This is a genomic window from Pseudomonas sp. RL_105y_Pfl2_101, from assembly GCF_963970585.1.
Taxonomy (GTDB): Bacteria; Pseudomonadota; Gammaproteobacteria; order Pseudomonadales; family Pseudomonadaceae; genus Aquipseudomonas.
In genome coordinates, this window is sequence record NZ_CAXAPG010000006.1 from 200,764 (window position 1) to 215,457 (window position 14,694).

Consider the following 14,694-nt stretch of genomic DNA (forward strand, 5'->3'; position numbering starts at 1 on the left):
GGAGCGAGCTTGCTCGCGAAGGCGGCCTATCAGGCGACGCAAGGCTCGCCTTCTCCCGCCAACCGCCGATTCAACTGAAACCGCCACCGCACATACAACAACGCCGAGCAGAACACCGCCACGCTCGCCGCCATTTCCAGCACGCCGAACAGTTGCCGGTTCGGGTCGTAGGCCGCCAGTGCGCCCTTGATGAAGTACAGGTTCACCACAAAGCACATCCACGAGTGTCCGCGGGCGCTGCCGGTGAGCATGCCGGGCGCGAGTATCAGCAGCGGCACCAGTTCGATCAGCAGAATCACCCAAGGGCGCGCGCCGTGCAGGTCGGCGATCAGCAGGTAGTAGGTGCAGAGCAACCCCACCAGGCCGAAAAAGCACAGCAGACTGAGGACGCGGGCGATGCGTACGCGCGGTTCCAGCCATTGGATCGAAGGCAGGATCTTCGGCTTCTTAGCCACGGCCGTTCTCCAGCAACAGGGCGGTTTTCGCCAGGCGTAAACCCAAGGCGCGGCACAGGGCGACTTCATGTTCGTTCAAGCCGCTTTTACCGTCGGCCCCGGCGTGATGGCTCGGGCCGTAGGGTGTGCCACCGCCCAGGGTGTCGATCAGGGCCGATTCGCTGTAGGGCAGGCCAGTGATCAGCATGCCGTGGTGCAACAGCGGCAGCATCATCGACAGCAGGGTGGTTTCCTGGCCGCCGTGCAGGCTCGCGGTGGAGGTGAACACCCCGGCCGGTTTGCCCACCAGCGCGCCGGTCAGCCACAGGTTGCTGGTGCCGTCGAGAAAATACTTGAGTGGCGCGGCCATGTTACCGAAACGGGTCGGGCTGCCCAAGGCCAGGCCGGCACAGTTCTTCAGGTCATCGAGGCTGGCGTAGAGCGGGCCTTGCTCAGGGATGTCCGGCGAAACCGCTTCGCACTCGGCAGAAATCGCCGGCACCGTACGCAGCCTGGCTTCCAGCCCGGCCTGCTCGACACCACGTGCGATCTGCCGGGCCATTTCGTTGGTGGAGCCGCTGCGGCTGTAATACAACACCAGGATGTACGGCGTGGTCACGGCAGGATCTCCAGGATTTTCTCTGGCGGACGGCCGATCATGGCCTTTTCCCCGGCTTCCAGAATCGGCCGTTCCATGAGCTTCGGGTGGGCGGCGATGGCCGTGATCAACTGGGCCTGACTCAGGCTGTCGTCGACCAGGTTCAGCGCTTTGTACTCGTCCTCGCCGGTGCGCAGCAATTGCCGGGCGGTGATGCCGAGCTTGCCCAGCAGGCGTTCCAGTTGCGCGGCGTCGAGCGGGGTTTCCAGGTAGCGGACCACGGTGGGCGTCAGGCCACGGGCCTCCAACAGTTCCAGCGCACCGCGGGATTTCGAGCAGCGCGGGTTGTGATAAAGCGTCAGATCGGTCATGAGCGGGTCGCATCTTGCGTAAGGTGACGGCTATTCTACTGTGCCGCGAAGCCCCTAGCACCTGAGAGAGGCGACGGGTCGCAGCAGGGTTCACATTCAGACAAGGATTGGCACATGGCAAGGCGATTGACGGCGGCACTGACATTCATCGGCATTTTGTTGCTCGCTGGCTGCGGGAACGACTACGGGGTGGACCAGAACGGTCAGGCCATTGCCTCGCAGCGGCTGGACAAACAGTGGGTGGTCCTCAACTACTGGGCCGAGTGGTGCGCGCCGTGCCGTACCGAAATCCCGGAATTCAATGCCTTGGCCGAACAGCTCAAGGGCCGCAACGTTGGTGTATTCGGGGTCAACTTCGACCAGGTGCAGGGTGAAGAACTCAAGAGTGCCAGCGACAAGATGGGGATTCGCTTCACGGTGCTGGCCCGGGATCCGGCCGAGATCTTCGACCTTCCTCGCAGTGAAGGGCTGCCGGTGACGTACATCATCGATAACCAGGGCAAGGTGCGCGAGCAGATGCTGGGGGAGCAGACGGCGGCGGGGGTGATGGCCAAGCTTGAAGCGTTGCAGGCGCCGTAGGAGCTGTAGGAGCTGTCGAGTGCAACGAGGCTGCGATCTTGTCCAAAACAATTGAATCTTGAGCGAAAGATCAAAAGATCAAAAGATCAAAAGATCAAAAGATCAAAAGATCGCAGCCTTCGGCAGCTCCTACAGCGCAGTCCAGCGGGAGCAGTCTCGCCTCAGCCCTCTTCCAGCCACCAACGCAGCGGCTTGCCCTGGGCCGGCCAGAAGCGTATTTGCTCGACGGGCGAGATGTCCCAGCGTTCGACCTTTTCCAAGGCCTGCAAGAAGCGCGTCTCTTGCTCCATCACCGCCGGGGCACAGAGTTTGCGCGTGCTGCCGATCTTGCCGAAGCTCAAGCGGTGGCCTTCCAGGGTGTAGGGCGCGAACCAGTGGTTGCAGCCGCCGTTGCCATAGGCGCGACCGTCATCCCCAAGGGTGATGGTCAGGTGGCTGTAGTCCATCAATGGCCGCTCGCCGATCCACTCCAGGATGTAGCTGCGGTTATGTTGCAGCTGCACAGGATCAGCGGCACACCCCATCAAGCTCATGCCGATCGACGCGAACAGAGCCAAATGTTTCATCAGGCGGCTTCCTGGCATTGCGGGCACAGGTGTTTTTCACCCACGGAGGTCCAGCCCAGTTCGGCGATCCGTGCGGTGGCGGCCGGTTTCTCGGCCTTGACGCCGAGCTTGGCATCGACGGCGAATTCGAAGTTCAGTTCCTTGGCGCAAGCGTCACAGCTGACCTTCCAGGTATGGATCGCCAGTTCGCCGAATACCGGGCCGGTGGTCATGGCTGTCCATTGACCCATGGGCTTGAGCAGGTGCCGCACGGTGTCCACGGTCAGGCGCATGGACAAGTCCTTGCTGCCCTTGAGCGTGACGAGCAACACATCGTTGGCCTGGATCGAACCGCCATTGCCGGTGACCTGGTAGCGGCCCGGCGCCAGCGCGCGGACTTCGGTCAAGGTGTGCTGCGGGTTCATCAGGGTGTAGCGGAAATCGTGTTCGGCCATGGGTCCTCCAAATAGGCGTGACATGCTAGCACGGGGCATGGCTTTGGATGCTCCATAAGGGATCTGACCGACGAAACTCCATCCCTGTGGGAGCCGGCTAAAAGTTTAGCTGTCTACCAGGTTTTGCGGCGTGCCGGCCGCCCAGGCGGCGATGTTGTCCAGGGTGGTCATGGCAATCGCTGCCAACGCTTCATGGGTCAGGAACGCCTGGTGGGCGGTGACAATCACATTGGGAAAGGTCAGCAGCCGTGCCAGCACGTCATCCTGCAGGGGCAGGTCGGAGCGGTCCTTGAAAAACAACTGGGCCTCTTCTTCGTAGACATCCAGGCCGAGGTAACCCAACTGGCCGTTTTTCAACGCCTCGATCAAGGCCGGTGTGTCCACCAGGCCGCCGCGCCCGGTATTGATCAGCATGGCGCCGCGTTGCATCGCGGCAAGTGATTGGGCGTTGATCAGGTGTCGGCTTTGATCGTTGAGCGGGCAATGCAGGCTGATGATCTGTGCCTGCGCGAGCAGCTCGGCCAAGGGCAAGTAGCGGGCGCCCAAGGCTTCGACCTGCGGGTTGGGGTAAGGGTCATAGGCCAGCAACTGGCAGCCGAAGCCGGCCATGATCCGCGCGAACGTAGCGCCGATCTGCCCGGTGCCGATCACCCCGACGGTCTTGCCCACCAGGTCGAACCCGGTCAGTCCATGAAGGCTGAAATTGCCGTCCCGGGTGCGGTTGTAGGCGCGGTGCAGGCAGCGATTGAGGGCCATGATCAACGCTACGGCATGTTCAGCCACGGCATGGGGCGAGTAGGCCGGCACCCGGACGATGCTTAAGCCCAGGCGTTGGGCGGCAAGCAGGTCGACGTGGTTGTAGCCGGCCGAGCGCAGGGCGATCAGTCGCGTGCCACCTTCGGCCAGCCGCTCCAGCACCGGGGCGCTGAGGTCATCATTGATGAAGGCGCACACCACTTCATGGCGTTCGGCCAGGGCCACGGTGTCGAGGTTCAGGCGTGCAGGCTGGAATTGCAATTGAAGGCCGGCGGGCGCCGGGGCGTTGCTGAAACTGTCGCGGTCGTAGGTCTGGCTGCTAAAAAAAATCACGCGCATGGCGGCCTCCTGGCAAAAAATAAGCCCGTAGGAGCTGTCGAGTGAAGCGAGGCTGCGATCTTTACGCTGACGATTGAGTCGCAAGCGAAAGAACAAAAGATCGCAGCCTCGCTTCGCTCGGCAACTCCTACGGTCCGGGATCGGAACGTGGATTTTCAGCGAATCCGTCGCCCAGGATCTTGCTCTGGATCAGGCGCTGATACGCGCCTCGCTGGCCAGGCGGTTGATGGCCCGCTCCAATTCTTCCAGGGCGGCGGCGGCCTTGGGATCCTGTTGCTTGAGCAGGGTTTCGCTGCGCTGGCAGGCCGCCCGCAATTGCGGTACGCCGCAGTAGCGGGTGGCGCCGTGCAGGCGGTGGACGCGTTCGATCAGGGCGCTGTGATCGTTGGTCTCGGTGGCCAGGCGGATCGCTTCGCGGTCGGCTTCCAGGGAGGCCAGCAGCATCGCCAGCATGTCCGCCGCGAGGTCGGCCTTGCCGGCGGCCAGGCGCAGGCCTTCTTCGTGATCGAGCACCAGCAGTTCGCTGCCGTCCTGGGCGTCGCCGCTGCGCTCCGGTGACTGGTTGCGTAGGGCCAGGCCAGTCCATTTGAGCACCACCTGGGCCAGTTGCCGCTCGCTGATGGGCTTGGTCAGGTAATCATCCATGCCGCTTTGCAGCAGGGCGCGCTTTTCGTTGGCCATGGCGTGGGCGGTGAGGGCGACGATCGGCAGCGGCGTGCAGTGCCGCTCGCTTTCCCACTGGCGGATCGCCTCAGTGCTCTGGCGACCGTCCATGCCGGGCATCTGCACGTCCATCAAGACCAGGTCGAAGGTTTCCTTCTGTACGGCCTTGACCGACGCATAGCCGCTTTCCACGGCCAGCACCTTGGCGCCCATGTCTTCGAGCAGGGTCTGCACCAGCAGTAGGTTGGCCGGGTTGTCATCCACGCACAGCACTTTCGGGGCTCGGCTGGAAACCGGCTCGTGGGGTTCGTTGCGGGTCGGGCGGGGGGTGGCCAGGTCGGAAAGCGAGCGGCGCAACTTGCGAGTGCAGGCCGGCTTGGCCTGGAGCTGGCTGTGAGGGTTGGGCACCGAGAGGTGGTACAGGGTCTGTTCGGTGGTGGGGCACAGCACAAGTACTTTGCAGCCCAGATGCTCAAGGTCCCAGATGTGTTGGTTGAGGCGCTCCGGAGGCATGTCGTTGCTGGTGACGCCCAGCACGGCCAGGTCGATCGCCTGATCGGTCTGGTGGGCGACGGTAATGCCGTTGGTCAGGCTTTCCAGGGTGTTGAACGGCGTCACTTGCAGGCCGCAGTCTTCGAGCTGGTGCTGCAAGGCTTGGCGGGCCAGTTCGTGATTCTCCAGCACCGCCACACGCCGGCCCAGCAACGGTGGGCCGGGCAGGTCCTCGGCATCATCTCGGGCCTTGGGCAGGCGCAGGCTGATCCAGAACTCCGAGCCTTCGCCCGGTGTGCTGTCGACGCCGATCTCACCGCCCATCTGTTCCACCAGGCGCTTGGAAATCACCAGACCCAATCCGGTGCCCCCCGGTTGCCGCGACAGCGAATTGTCGGCCTGGCTGAATGCCTGGAACAGCGCTCGCACATCCTGGTTGGACAGGCCAATACCCGTGTCCTGGATGCTGATGCGCAACTGCACGCTGTCTTCGTGCTCGTCTTCGAGCATGGCCCGGGCGACGATGGTGCCCTCGCGGGTGAACTTGATGGCGTTGCTCACCAGGTTGGTCAGGATCTGCTTGAGGCGCAGCGGATCGCCCACCAGCGACAGTGGCGTGTCCCGGTAGACCAGGCTCACCAGTTCCAACTGCTTGGCATGGGCGGAGGGTGCGAGGATGGTCAGGGTGTCTTGCAGCAGGTCCCGCAGGTTGAACGGAATGCTGTCGAGTACCAGCTTACCGGCCTCGATCTTCGAAAAGTCGAGGATCTCGTTGATGATCCCCAACAGGCTATCGGCGGATTTCTCGATGGTGCCCAGGTAATCGAGCTGGCGCGGAGTCAGTTCGCTTTTCTGCAACAGGTGGGTAAAGCCGAGGATACCGTTGAGCGGCGTGCGGATTTCATGGCTCATGTTCGCCAGGAATTCGGATTTGATCCGGCTCGCTTCCAGGGCTTCCTTGCGGGCCAGGTCCAGCTCGATGTTCTGGATCTCGATGGTTTCCAGGTTCTGGCGCACGTCTTCGGTGGCCTGGTCGATGCTGTGCTGCAATTCTTCCTGGGCGTTCTGCAAGGTACTGGCCATGCGGTTGATGCCCGAGGCCAGCTCGTCCAGCTCCTGGCTGCCTAGCGGCGGCAGGCGGGTCTCCAAGTGACCGTCTTTGAGTTGCGCCACGGCCTGCTTGATCTGGCTCAGTGGGCGGTTGATCGTGCGGCCCATGCGCAGGGCCAGCAGCGCAGTCAGGCACAGGCCGGCGGCGATCAGCAGCAGGCTGGCGAACATACTGCGATAGCCGCGCAGCAACATGCCGCTGTGGGACAACTCCAACTCGACCCAGCCCAACAGGCGGTCGGCTTCTTCGGGAATCAGTTCGCCCGCCAGGTTGCGGTGCTTGCCGAATACCGGCAGCAGGTAGCGCGTGGCGTCGTTGCCGGTGCGTTGCAGTAGCTGCGTGCTGTTGCCCTCCGGCGCCCGGTTGAGCATGGTCGGGCCGGCGTGGGCCAGCGGTATGCGGTCGGGGGCGAGGAAGGTTACGGCGCGCACGTCCGCCTGTTCGAGGGACTGGGTGGCGATGCGCTCCAGCAGATCGGTGTCCTGGCGGCTCATGGCCGGGGCGACCAGCGGGGCCAGTTGTTCGGCGATCATCTCGCCACGTTGCAGCAACTGGGCGTGCAGGTCCGATTGCTGCATCCAGGTGAAATAGCCGCCCAGGACCAGCGCCATCAGGCTGGTCGGCAACAGGGTCAGCAACAGCACGCGGCCTTTGATTCCCAGTTTCTTGAGCACACTTGTCTCCTGCATCCAGCGTCTGATTGAGCGGTGCGCGCATCCGGCACGCATTACCTGCGCAGTGTAGCGATTTGCGGGCGGGGGATCTTTGTAAAAATGGTGTCTGCTGTGCATCGGTTCGACCGGAGGCTTGTTGCAGTGGGATCTGCAATCGCCTAGGAAAGATCCGATAAAAAATCTCATTCCTACAGATTTTTATGTGTTGCGAGGAAAGAACTTCCCTTGTGAGGTAACAAGTACTACAGAAGTGGCAGATATGACAGTTAGATGGAGCGGATATGGAGGAAGCAGCAGGTTGGCTACGTCTCTATAACTTCTCCCTGTTCGGATACGTTCCTGTCGTCCTGGGGCTGCGTTGGGTCAGGTAACGCCCCATAAGTCATCGAGCGCGGCCTCCATGGCGAGGAAGCTTGCTCTCACCGGGGCGCAACTTTTATCTCCAGCTTGAGCGGCGCAGCCAGGCTGTCAATGGATTTACGGAAGTCGACGGGGTTGGGGGGGATAGACTTTTCGACTTGGGTGTCGGGTCGATCATGGCGGATGGGCTTCAGAAGGGGATCGGGAGCGCAGCATTTCGAGATCAGATGGAGGGGTTGAAGGCGTGGTTTTAACTTTATGTATAGATCAACGATAAAATCTTGGCGCAGGGACAGGCCTGGTCACCCAGCTAGCCGTTGACCACGGCCGGGTGCGATGGCCAATTCGCGTTTTCCAATCGAGCTAGGAGAGTCGAGGAGGAGGCTTTCGGCGGGGAGGGCGCTCCAGTCCCAACCCCTCGAACGTGTTAGATCCTCTCCTACTCCCGACGCAGATCACGTGCCCGCTCACCCTCCCCAGTCACCAGCCACACTTCACTGACACTCAGCAACCGTGCCAATTGCGCCATCCGCAACCGAGGCACACCCCGCACGCTCCAGTTCGTCAGGCATTGAGGGCTAACACGCAGCACCTCGGCAAAAGCCGACGGGGCGATGTCGTACTCTTCCAATAGGTTGCGCAAGCGTTGCCCGCAGGCCTGTCGGGCGCTGGTCTGTGGATCTTTTTGTTTCGCGTTGACCATCGTTATTGCTCTGCATCTTGCTCGTACGTTTAACGGTGCGACTGTAAAGAACACGGTGTAAAACCAGATAGCCTTGACCGCTTGGTTACCAATACAAAAGGAACGAACCCACAAACAGACCGGAAGAGTGCTTACAGGCGGTGCTTACAACAGATATGCATGCACGATTTGAGCGTTCAGATCTGTAGGAAAAGGATTGTGTGGAATACAGAAGCGACTACGTGGGGCTTGAGCATCATGCGCAAGCGAGGATCCGGTGGCGAGTGGGCAAGCTCCCTGCAAAGCAGCACACGCCTCGCTTATTCCCATAAGCCATAAGCCCCTTACTTTGCGTGATATGGCCTCGCCAGGTTTGCCGGTATGATAGGCGCCCCCGCAGTCCGGATTGCGAATACGCCATGACTCTGCAGTACCCAACCATCGCCGATTGCGTCGGCAACACTCCGCTGGTCCGTTTGCAACGCTTGCCCGGCGTGACCACCAATACGCTTTTGCTCAAGCTCGAAGGGAATAACCCGGCGGGTTCGGTCAAGGACCGGCCGGCGTTGTCGATGATCACCCGTGGCGAATTGCGCGGGCAGATCCGGCCCGGGGATACGCTGATCGAGGCGACCTCCGGCAACACCGGTATTGCCCTGGCGATGGCGGCGGCGATCAAGGGCTACAAGATGATCCTGATCATGCCCGACAACTCCAGCGCCGAACGCAAGGCGGCGATGACGGCCTATGGCGCCGAGTTGATCCTGGTGACTCAGGAGGAGGGCATGGAAGGCGCCCGGGACCTGGCCGAGCGCATGCAGGCCGAGGGCCGTGGCAAGGTGCTGGACCAGTTCGCCAACGGCGACAACCCCGAGGCCCACTACACCACCACCGGCCCTGAGATCTGGCGCCAGACCGACGGCACCATCACCCACTTCGTCAGCTCGATGGGCACCACCGGCACCATCATGGGCACCTCGCGCTACCTCAAAGAACAGAACCCCAGCGTGCAGATCATCGGCCTGCAACCGATGGAAGGCTCGGCCATCCCCGGCATTCGTCGCTGGCCCGAAGAGTATCTGCCGAAGATCTATCAAGCCGAGCGCGTGGATCGCATCATTGATATGGCCCAGAGCGAAGCCGAGGACGTGACCCGTCGCCTGGCTCGCGAAGAAGGCATCTTCTGCGGCGTGTCTTCGGGCGGTGCCGTGGCGGGGATGCTGCGCCTGTCCAAGGAAGTTGAAAATGCGGTGATCGTCGCGATCATCTGCGACCGTGGCGACCGTTACCTGTCGACCGGCATTTTCGACGCGCCCAACTGATGGCCAAACAAGAAAGAGGCTTGCGCTTCCAGCCCAGCGGCGGAAGCCGGGCCCCGCAAGTGCCCACCGGTAAAAAGCAGCGCTTGACCATTGAGCGCCTGGCCAACGATGGCCGTGGCATCGCCTTTGTCGAGGGGCGCACCTGGTTTGTCATCGGCGCCCTGGCCGGCGAAGAGGTCGAGGCGCGGGTGCTCGGTGCCCATGGCAAAGTGGTCGAGGCACGCACCGAGCGGGTGTTCCTGCCCAGTGAGCTGCGGCGTGCGGCGCCGTGTGTTCATGCCGGTCGCTGCGGCGGTTGCAGCGTCCAACATTTGCCCCATGACGAACAACTCGCCCTGAAACAGCGCATGCTCGCCGAGCAGTTGTCGCGGGTGGCCGGGGTGGTGCCAGAGGAATGGGCCGCACCCCTGAGCGGGCCGGAGTTCGGTTATCGGCGTCGCGCCCGGGTGGCGGTGCGCTGGGACCAGAAGGCGAAAAAACTCGAAGTCGGTTTCCGTGCCGTCGGCAGCCAGGACATCGTTGCCATCGGTGATTGCCCGGTGCTGGTACAGCCCTTGCAGCCGATCATGAGCCGCCTGCCGGAGATGCTGCGTCGCTTGAGCAAACCCCAGGCGCTGGGGCATGTGGAATTGTTCGCCGGTTCGTCCCTCGCGGTATTGCTGCGCCACATGGCGCCGCTGTCGGAGGCCGACCTGACGATCCTCAAGGACTTCTGCGCGTTCCATGAAGCCCAGTTGTGGTTGCACGGTGAAGGTGAGCCGCAACCGGTCGAGCCCGGGCAGGCCCTGGGGTTTCGCCTCGATGCCTGGGACCTTGAGCTGGCGTACCGGCCGGGGGACTTCATCCAGGTGAACGCCGGGGTCAATGAAGCGATGATCGCCCAAGCCTTGCAATGGCTGGCGCCGCGCCCCGAGGAACGGGTGCTGGATCTGTTCTGCGGCCTGGGCAATTTTGCCTTGCCGCTGGCCCAAAGCGTGCATCAGGTAGTGGCCGTCGAAGGCGTGCAAACCATGGTGGATCGTGCGGCGGCCAATGCCCTCAGCAACAATTTGAATAACACGGCCTTTTTTCAGGCCGATTTATCCCAGCCTCTGGCGGATGCCGAATGGATCGGCGAAGGCTTTTCTGCGGTACTCTTGGACCCACCCCGTGACGGTGCTTTCGAGGTGGTGCGCAAGCTGTCGTCCCTGGGTGCCAAGCGGTTGGTTTATGTTTCGTGCAACCCGGCAACTTTGGCCCGGGATACGGTCGAACTGATCAAGCAGGGCTACCGGTTAAAACGTGCCGGGATTCTCGATATGTTTCCTCAAACGGCGCATGTCGAGGCCATGGCGTTATTTGAAGCGAGCCAGGATGGCTCGTCCGATTGACCCGTTCGTGCCAACCCGCCACGGCCCTGGACGCAAGCACGGGCATGAAGGTCAGCGAAATTGACGCATTGAATCTGCGTCGTAGGGAAGGTAAGTAAAGATGGTACAGGTGAGAGCACACCAGCCGATCAACACCGACGGCAGTATCAATCTCGAGGCTTGGCTCGATCATGCGGTCAGCGTCGACATGGCACTGGATCGCGAAGCCTTGAAGGCCGCCTGCGAGTTCGCTCGCGAGGCGGAGCAGCAACACAACGCGGGGAAGAACCTGTGGTCCGAAGGCACCTCGAGTTTCCAGACGGGCCTGGAGATCGCCGAAATTCTCGCTGACCTCAAGCTCGACCAGGACTCCCTGGTGGCGGCGGTGCTGTACCGCGGCGTGCGCGAAGGGCAGATCCAGCTCCCGGTGGTCAGCCAGCGCTTTGGCACCGTGGTGGCCAAGTTGATCGACGGCGTGCTGCGCATGGCCGCCATCAGCGCCAGCCTCAGCCCACGCCAGTCCATGGTGCTGGGCACCCAGGGCCAGGTGGAAAACCTGCGCAAGATGCTGGTGGCGATGGTCGACGACGTGCGCGTCGCGCTGATCAAGCTGGCCGAACGCACCTGCGCCATCCGTGCAGTGAAGTCTGCCGATGACGAAAAACGCAATCGCGTCGCCCGGGAGGTGTTCGATATCTATGCACCCCTGGCCCACCGTCTCGGCATCGGTCACATCAAGTGGGAGCTGGAGGACCTGTCCTTCCGCTACCTGGAGCCCGATCAATACAAGCAGATCGCCAAGCTGTTGCATGAGCGACGCTTGGATCGCGAGCGCTTCATCACCGACGTGATGACCCAGTTGCGTGAAGAGTTGCAGGCCACCGGCGTGGTAGCCGACATCAGTGGCCGGGCCAAGCACATCTACTCGATCTGGCGAAAAATGCAGCGCAAGGGCCTGGAGTTCAGCCAGATCTACGACGTTCGCGCCGTTCGCGTACTGGTCCCGGAAATGCGCGACTGCTACACCGCCCTGGGGATCGTCCACACCTTGTGGCGGCACATTCCGAAGGAGTTCGACGACTACATCGCCAACCCCAAGGAAAACGGCTATCGCTCGTTGCACACCGCTGTGATCGGCCCCGAGGGCAAGGTACTGGAAGTGCAGATCCGCACCCATGCCATGCACGAGGAAGCCGAGCTGGGCGTCTGCGCCCACTGGAAATACAAGGGCACCGACGTCAAGTCCGGGTCCAACCATTACGAAGAAAAAATCTCCTGGCTGCGCCAGGTGCTCGAGTGGCATGAGGAACTGGGTGACATCGGCGGCCTGGCCGAACAGCTGCGGGTCGACATCGAGCCGGACCGGGTCTATATCTTCACCCCCGACGGTCACGCCATTGACCTGCCCAAGGGCGCGACGCCGCTGGACTTCGCCTACCGGGTCCACACCGAGATCGGCCACAACTGCCGTGGCGCCAAGATCAACGGGCGGATCGTGCCGCTCAACTACAGCCTGCAGACCGGTGAACAGGTCGAGATCATCACCAGCAAGCACGGTACGCCGAGCCGCGACTGGCTGAACCCGAACCTGGGCTACATCACCACCTCGCGGGCGCGGGCGAAAATCGTCCACTGGTTCAAGTTGCAGGCTCGCGACCAGAACGTCGCCGCCGGCAAGACCTTGCTCGAGCGTGAACTCGGTCGCCTGGGCCTGCCGCAGGTGGATTTCGACAAGCTGGCCGAAAAAGCCAACATGAAAACCGCCGAGGACATGTTCGCCGCCCTCGGTGCCGGCGATTTGCGCCTGGCGCAGTTGGTCAACCTGGCCCAGCAACTGGTGGAGCCGGAGCGGGGCAATGAGCAACTGGAGCTGATTCCACGCAAGGCCACCGGCTATAAGCCAGGCAAGCGCGGCGATATCCAGATCCAGGGCGTGGGCAACCTGATGACCCAAATGGCCGGCTGCTGCCAGCCATTGCCGGGGGATGCGATCGTCGGCTACATCACCTTGGGCCGTGGCGTGAGCATTCACCGCCAGGACTGTGCCTCGGTGCTGCAACTGGCCGGTCGCGAGCCGGAGCGGATCATCCAGGTCAGTTGGGGCCCGGTGCCGGTGCTCACCTACCCGGTGGACATCGTCATCCGCGCCTACGACCGATCCGGCCTGCTGCGTGACGTCTCCCAGGTGTTGCTGAACGAGCGGATCAATGTGCTGGCGGTCAACACCCGTTCGAACAAGGAAGACAACACCGCGCTGATGTCCCTGACCATCGAGATTCCGGGGCTGGATGCGCTGGGGCGGTTGCTGGGGCGGATTTCCCAGTTGCCGAACATCATCGAGACCCGGCGTAACCGGACGCCAGGGTGATCGCTGGCCATTAATGTGGCAGCGGGCTTGCTGGCGAAGGCGGAGTGTCAGTCGACATCAACGTTGTTTGACACACCGCGTTCGCCAGCAAGCCCGCTCCCACAGGGTTTTGTGTGATGAGACAAACTTAATGTACAGCCTCGAAGACCTGCTCCACCTGATGAACCGCCTGCGGGATCCGCTGTACGGCTGCCCGTGGGACATCAAGCAAACCTACGCCACCATCGTTCCCCATACGCTTGAAGAAGCTTACGAAGTGGCCGATGCGATCGAGCGTGGCGATTTCGATCACTTGCAGGGCGAGTTGGGCGACCTGTTGTTCCAGGTGGTGTATTACAGCCAACTGGCCCGGGAGGAAAACCGCTTCGAATTCGCCGGCGTGGTCGACAGCATCACCCGCAAGCTGATCCGCCGCCATCCCCATGTATTTCCTACCGGTGACCTGTATGCGCCCGTGGACATCCCGCGCCTGAGCGAAGAACAGGTCAAGCAGCGCTGGGAAGAAATCAAGGCAGAGGAACGGGCCGAGAAGGCTTCGGTGCCCGAGCAGTTGTCATTGCTCGACGATGTGCCGGGGGCGCTGCCGGCGTTGTCCCGTTCGGCGAAGCTGCAAAAGCGTGCGGCTCAGGTTGGTTTCGACTGGCCAGGCCCGTTGCCGGTGCTCGACAAAGTCCGGGAGGAATTGGACGAAGTGCTCGAAGCCATGGCCGACAACGATCCGGTGGCCATCAGCGACGAGATCGGTGACCTGCTGTTCAGCGTGGTGAACCTGGCGCGCCACCTCAAGGTCGACCCGGAAACCGCCCTGCGTGGCGCCAATGGAAAGTTCGAGCGGCGGTTCCGATTTATCGAACAGGCATTGCGCGACACCCACCGTCCCATGGAAGATTGCACCCTCGAAGAGTTGGACGCCTTGTGGGGCGAAGCCAAACGTCAGGAAAAGAATTTGCCCAGCTGTGGCTGAGGCCGTTGCCTAAGTGAGTAAGCACCATGAGCCTTTCCCTTCGCGACCAGTTGCTCAAAGCAGGGCTGGTCAACCAAAAGCAGGCCAAGCAGGTCGGCAAAGAGAAACAGAAGCAGCAACGCCTGGCCCATAAAGGCCAGATCGAACTGGATGATTCCCAGCAGCGCGCCGCCCAGGAGGCCATGGCCGAAAAGGTCAAGCGCGACCAGGAGCTCAACCGGCAGCAGCAGGAAAAGGTCGAGCAGAAGGCCCGGGCCGCGCAGATCAAGCAATTGATCGAAGTCTCGCGTCTGCCGAAGCTGACCACCGAGGACTATTACAACTTCGTCGACGACAAGAAGGTCAAGCGCATCTCTGTCAATACGCTGATGCGCAACAAGTTGAGCAGTGGCTCCCTGGCGATCGTCCACCACGCCGGCGGCTACGAAGTGATCCCGCGCGAGGCTGCCCTGAAGATCCAGGAACGCGACCCCAAGCGCATCGTCCAGCTCAACACCCAGACCGAAGAAGTGGATGCCGATGATCCGTACGCGGCGTATCAGATTCCTGATGATTTGATGTGGTAAGCCGGGCGCAATGCCATTGAGCTGAAACACAAAACCTGTGGGAGCGAGCTTGCTCGCGATAGCGGT

14 protein-coding genes are annotated in these 14,694 nt (G+C 62.0%); 6 read left to right on the top strand and 8 right to left on the bottom strand.

The window, feature by feature from the left end:
- Positions 1–29: 29 nt before the first annotated feature.
- Genes AACY31_RS10120 through arsC form a run of 3 tightly spaced genes read right to left on the bottom strand, consistent with a single transcriptional unit; the run spans position 30 to position 1,403 of the window.
- Positions 30–455: a DUF2069 domain-containing protein gene (locus AACY31_RS10120; protein ID WP_339475184.1), complete on the bottom strand. Its 426-nt coding sequence runs from the start codon at positions 453–455 to the stop codon at positions 30–32.
- On the bottom strand, positions 448–1,053 hold the full coding sequence (gene wrbA, locus AACY31_RS10125; protein ID WP_339475181.1) for an NAD(P)H:quinone oxidoreductase: 606 nt from the start codon (positions 1,051–1,053) through the stop codon (positions 448–450). The genes AACY31_RS10120 and wrbA overlap by 8 nt, the downstream gene beginning before the upstream one ends.
- On the bottom strand, positions 1,050–1,403 hold the full coding sequence (arsC, locus tag AACY31_RS10130; protein ID WP_339475178.1) for an arsenate reductase (glutaredoxin): 354 nt from the start codon (positions 1,401–1,403) through the stop codon (positions 1,050–1,052). The genes wrbA and arsC overlap by 4 nt, the downstream gene beginning before the upstream one ends.
- Positions 1,404–1,517: 114 nt before the next feature.
- On the opposite strand from arsC, the gene AACY31_RS10135 reads away from it, so the two are divergent.
- Entirely contained in the window at positions 1,518–1,982 is a 465-nt protein-coding gene (locus AACY31_RS10135; RefSeq protein WP_339491605.1) for a TlpA disulfide reductase family protein, read from the top strand.
- Positions 1,983–2,143: 161 nt separating this feature from the next.
- Here AACY31_RS10135 and AACY31_RS10140 read toward each other — a convergent pair whose 3' ends face one another.
- The 5 genes from AACY31_RS10140 to AACY31_RS10160 form a co-directional block, all read right to left on the bottom strand.
- Positions 2,144–2,548, bottom strand: coding sequence for an META domain-containing protein (locus tag AACY31_RS10140; RefSeq protein WP_339475173.1), 405 nt, complete (start codon positions 2,546–2,548; stop codon positions 2,144–2,146).
- Complete coding sequence (locus tag AACY31_RS10145; RefSeq protein ID WP_339475171.1) at positions 2,548–2,982, bottom strand: hypothetical protein; 435 nt, start codon at positions 2,980–2,982, stop codon at positions 2,548–2,550. The genes AACY31_RS10140 and AACY31_RS10145 overlap by 1 nt, the downstream gene beginning before the upstream one ends.
- Positions 2,983–3,087: 105 nt before the next feature.
- Positions 3,088–4,077, bottom strand: a complete 990-nt coding sequence (locus AACY31_RS10150; protein WP_339475169.1) for a 2-hydroxyacid dehydrogenase — start codon at positions 4,075–4,077, stop codon at positions 3,088–3,090.
- Positions 4,078–4,266: 189 nt separating this feature from the next.
- Positions 4,267–7,017: a response regulator gene (locus AACY31_RS10155; RefSeq protein WP_339491603.1), complete on the bottom strand. Its 2,751-nt coding sequence runs from the start codon at positions 7,015–7,017 to the stop codon at positions 4,267–4,269.
- Positions 7,018–7,816: 799 nt separating this feature from the next.
- Positions 7,817–8,080 carry a hypothetical protein gene (locus tag AACY31_RS10160; protein WP_339504382.1) on the bottom strand — a complete coding sequence of 88 codons (264 nt, stop codon included), beginning with the start codon at positions 8,078–8,080 and terminating at the stop codon, positions 7,817–7,819.
- Positions 8,081–8,478: 398 nt separating this feature from the next.
- On the opposite strand from AACY31_RS10160, the gene cysM reads away from it, so the two are divergent.
- From cysM to AACY31_RS10185, 5 genes are all read left to right on the top strand, one after another.
- A complete protein-coding gene (gene cysM, locus AACY31_RS10165; protein ID WP_339475165.1) occupies positions 8,479–9,381 on the top strand; it encodes a cysteine synthase CysM in 903 nt (300 codons plus the stop codon).
- Complete coding sequence (gene rlmD, locus AACY31_RS10170; RefSeq protein WP_339475164.1) at positions 9,381–10,751, top strand: 23S rRNA (uracil(1939)-C(5))-methyltransferase RlmD; 1,371 nt, start codon at positions 9,381–9,383, stop codon at positions 10,749–10,751. Before cysM ends, rlmD begins: the two co-directional genes overlap by 1 nt.
- A 100-nt stretch (positions 10,752–10,851) precedes the next feature.
- Positions 10,852–13,098 carry a GTP diphosphokinase gene (gene relA / locus AACY31_RS10175; protein WP_339475163.1) on the top strand — a complete coding sequence of 749 codons (2,247 nt, stop codon included), beginning with the start codon at positions 10,852–10,854 and terminating at the stop codon, positions 13,096–13,098.
- Positions 13,099–13,228: 130 nt separating this feature from the next.
- Positions 13,229–14,062, top strand: a complete 834-nt coding sequence (mazG, locus tag AACY31_RS10180; protein ID WP_339475161.1) for a nucleoside triphosphate pyrophosphohydrolase — start codon at positions 13,229–13,231, stop codon at positions 14,060–14,062.
- 26 nt (positions 14,063–14,088) lie between these two features.
- Positions 14,089–14,628, top strand: a complete 540-nt coding sequence (locus AACY31_RS10185) for a DUF2058 domain-containing protein (protein ID WP_053124301.1) — start codon at positions 14,089–14,091, stop codon at positions 14,626–14,628.
- Positions 14,629–14,694: the final 66 nt, after the last annotated feature.

Coding starts and splice junctions, on each gene's coding strand:
- arsC (WP_339475178.1), bottom strand. CDS start 1,403: ATGACCGATCTGACGCTTTATCACAACCCGCGCTGCTCGAAATCCCGC.
- AACY31_RS10135 (WP_339491605.1), top strand. CDS start 1,518: ATGGCAAGGCGATTGACGGCGGCACTGACATTCATCGGCATTTTGTTG.
- AACY31_RS10140 (WP_339475173.1), bottom strand. CDS start 2,548: ATGAAACATTTGGCTCTGTTCGCGTCGATCGGCATGAGCTTGATGGGG.
- AACY31_RS10145 (WP_339475171.1), bottom strand. CDS start 2,982: ATGGCCGAACACGATTTCCGCTACACCCTGATGAACCCGCAGCACACC.
- AACY31_RS10150 (WP_339475169.1), bottom strand. CDS start 4,077: ATGCGCGTGATTTTTTTTAGCAGCCAGACCTACGACCGCGACAGTTTC.
- AACY31_RS10160 (WP_339504382.1), bottom strand. CDS start 8,080: ATGGTCAACGCGAAACAAAAAGATCCACAGACCAGCGCCCGACAGGCC.
- cysM (WP_339475165.1), top strand. CDS start 8,479: ATGACTCTGCAGTACCCAACCATCGCCGATTGCGTCGGCAACACTCCG.
- rlmD (WP_339475164.1), top strand. CDS start 9,381: ATGGCCAAACAAGAAAGAGGCTTGCGCTTCCAGCCCAGCGGCGGAAGC.
- relA (WP_339475163.1), top strand. CDS start 10,852: ATGGTACAGGTGAGAGCACACCAGCCGATCAACACCGACGGCAGTATC.
- mazG (WP_339475161.1), top strand. CDS start 13,229: ATGTACAGCCTCGAAGACCTGCTCCACCTGATGAACCGCCTGCGGGAT.
- AACY31_RS10185 (WP_053124301.1), top strand. CDS start 14,089: ATGAGCCTTTCCCTTCGCGACCAGTTGCTCAAAGCAGGGCTGGTCAAC.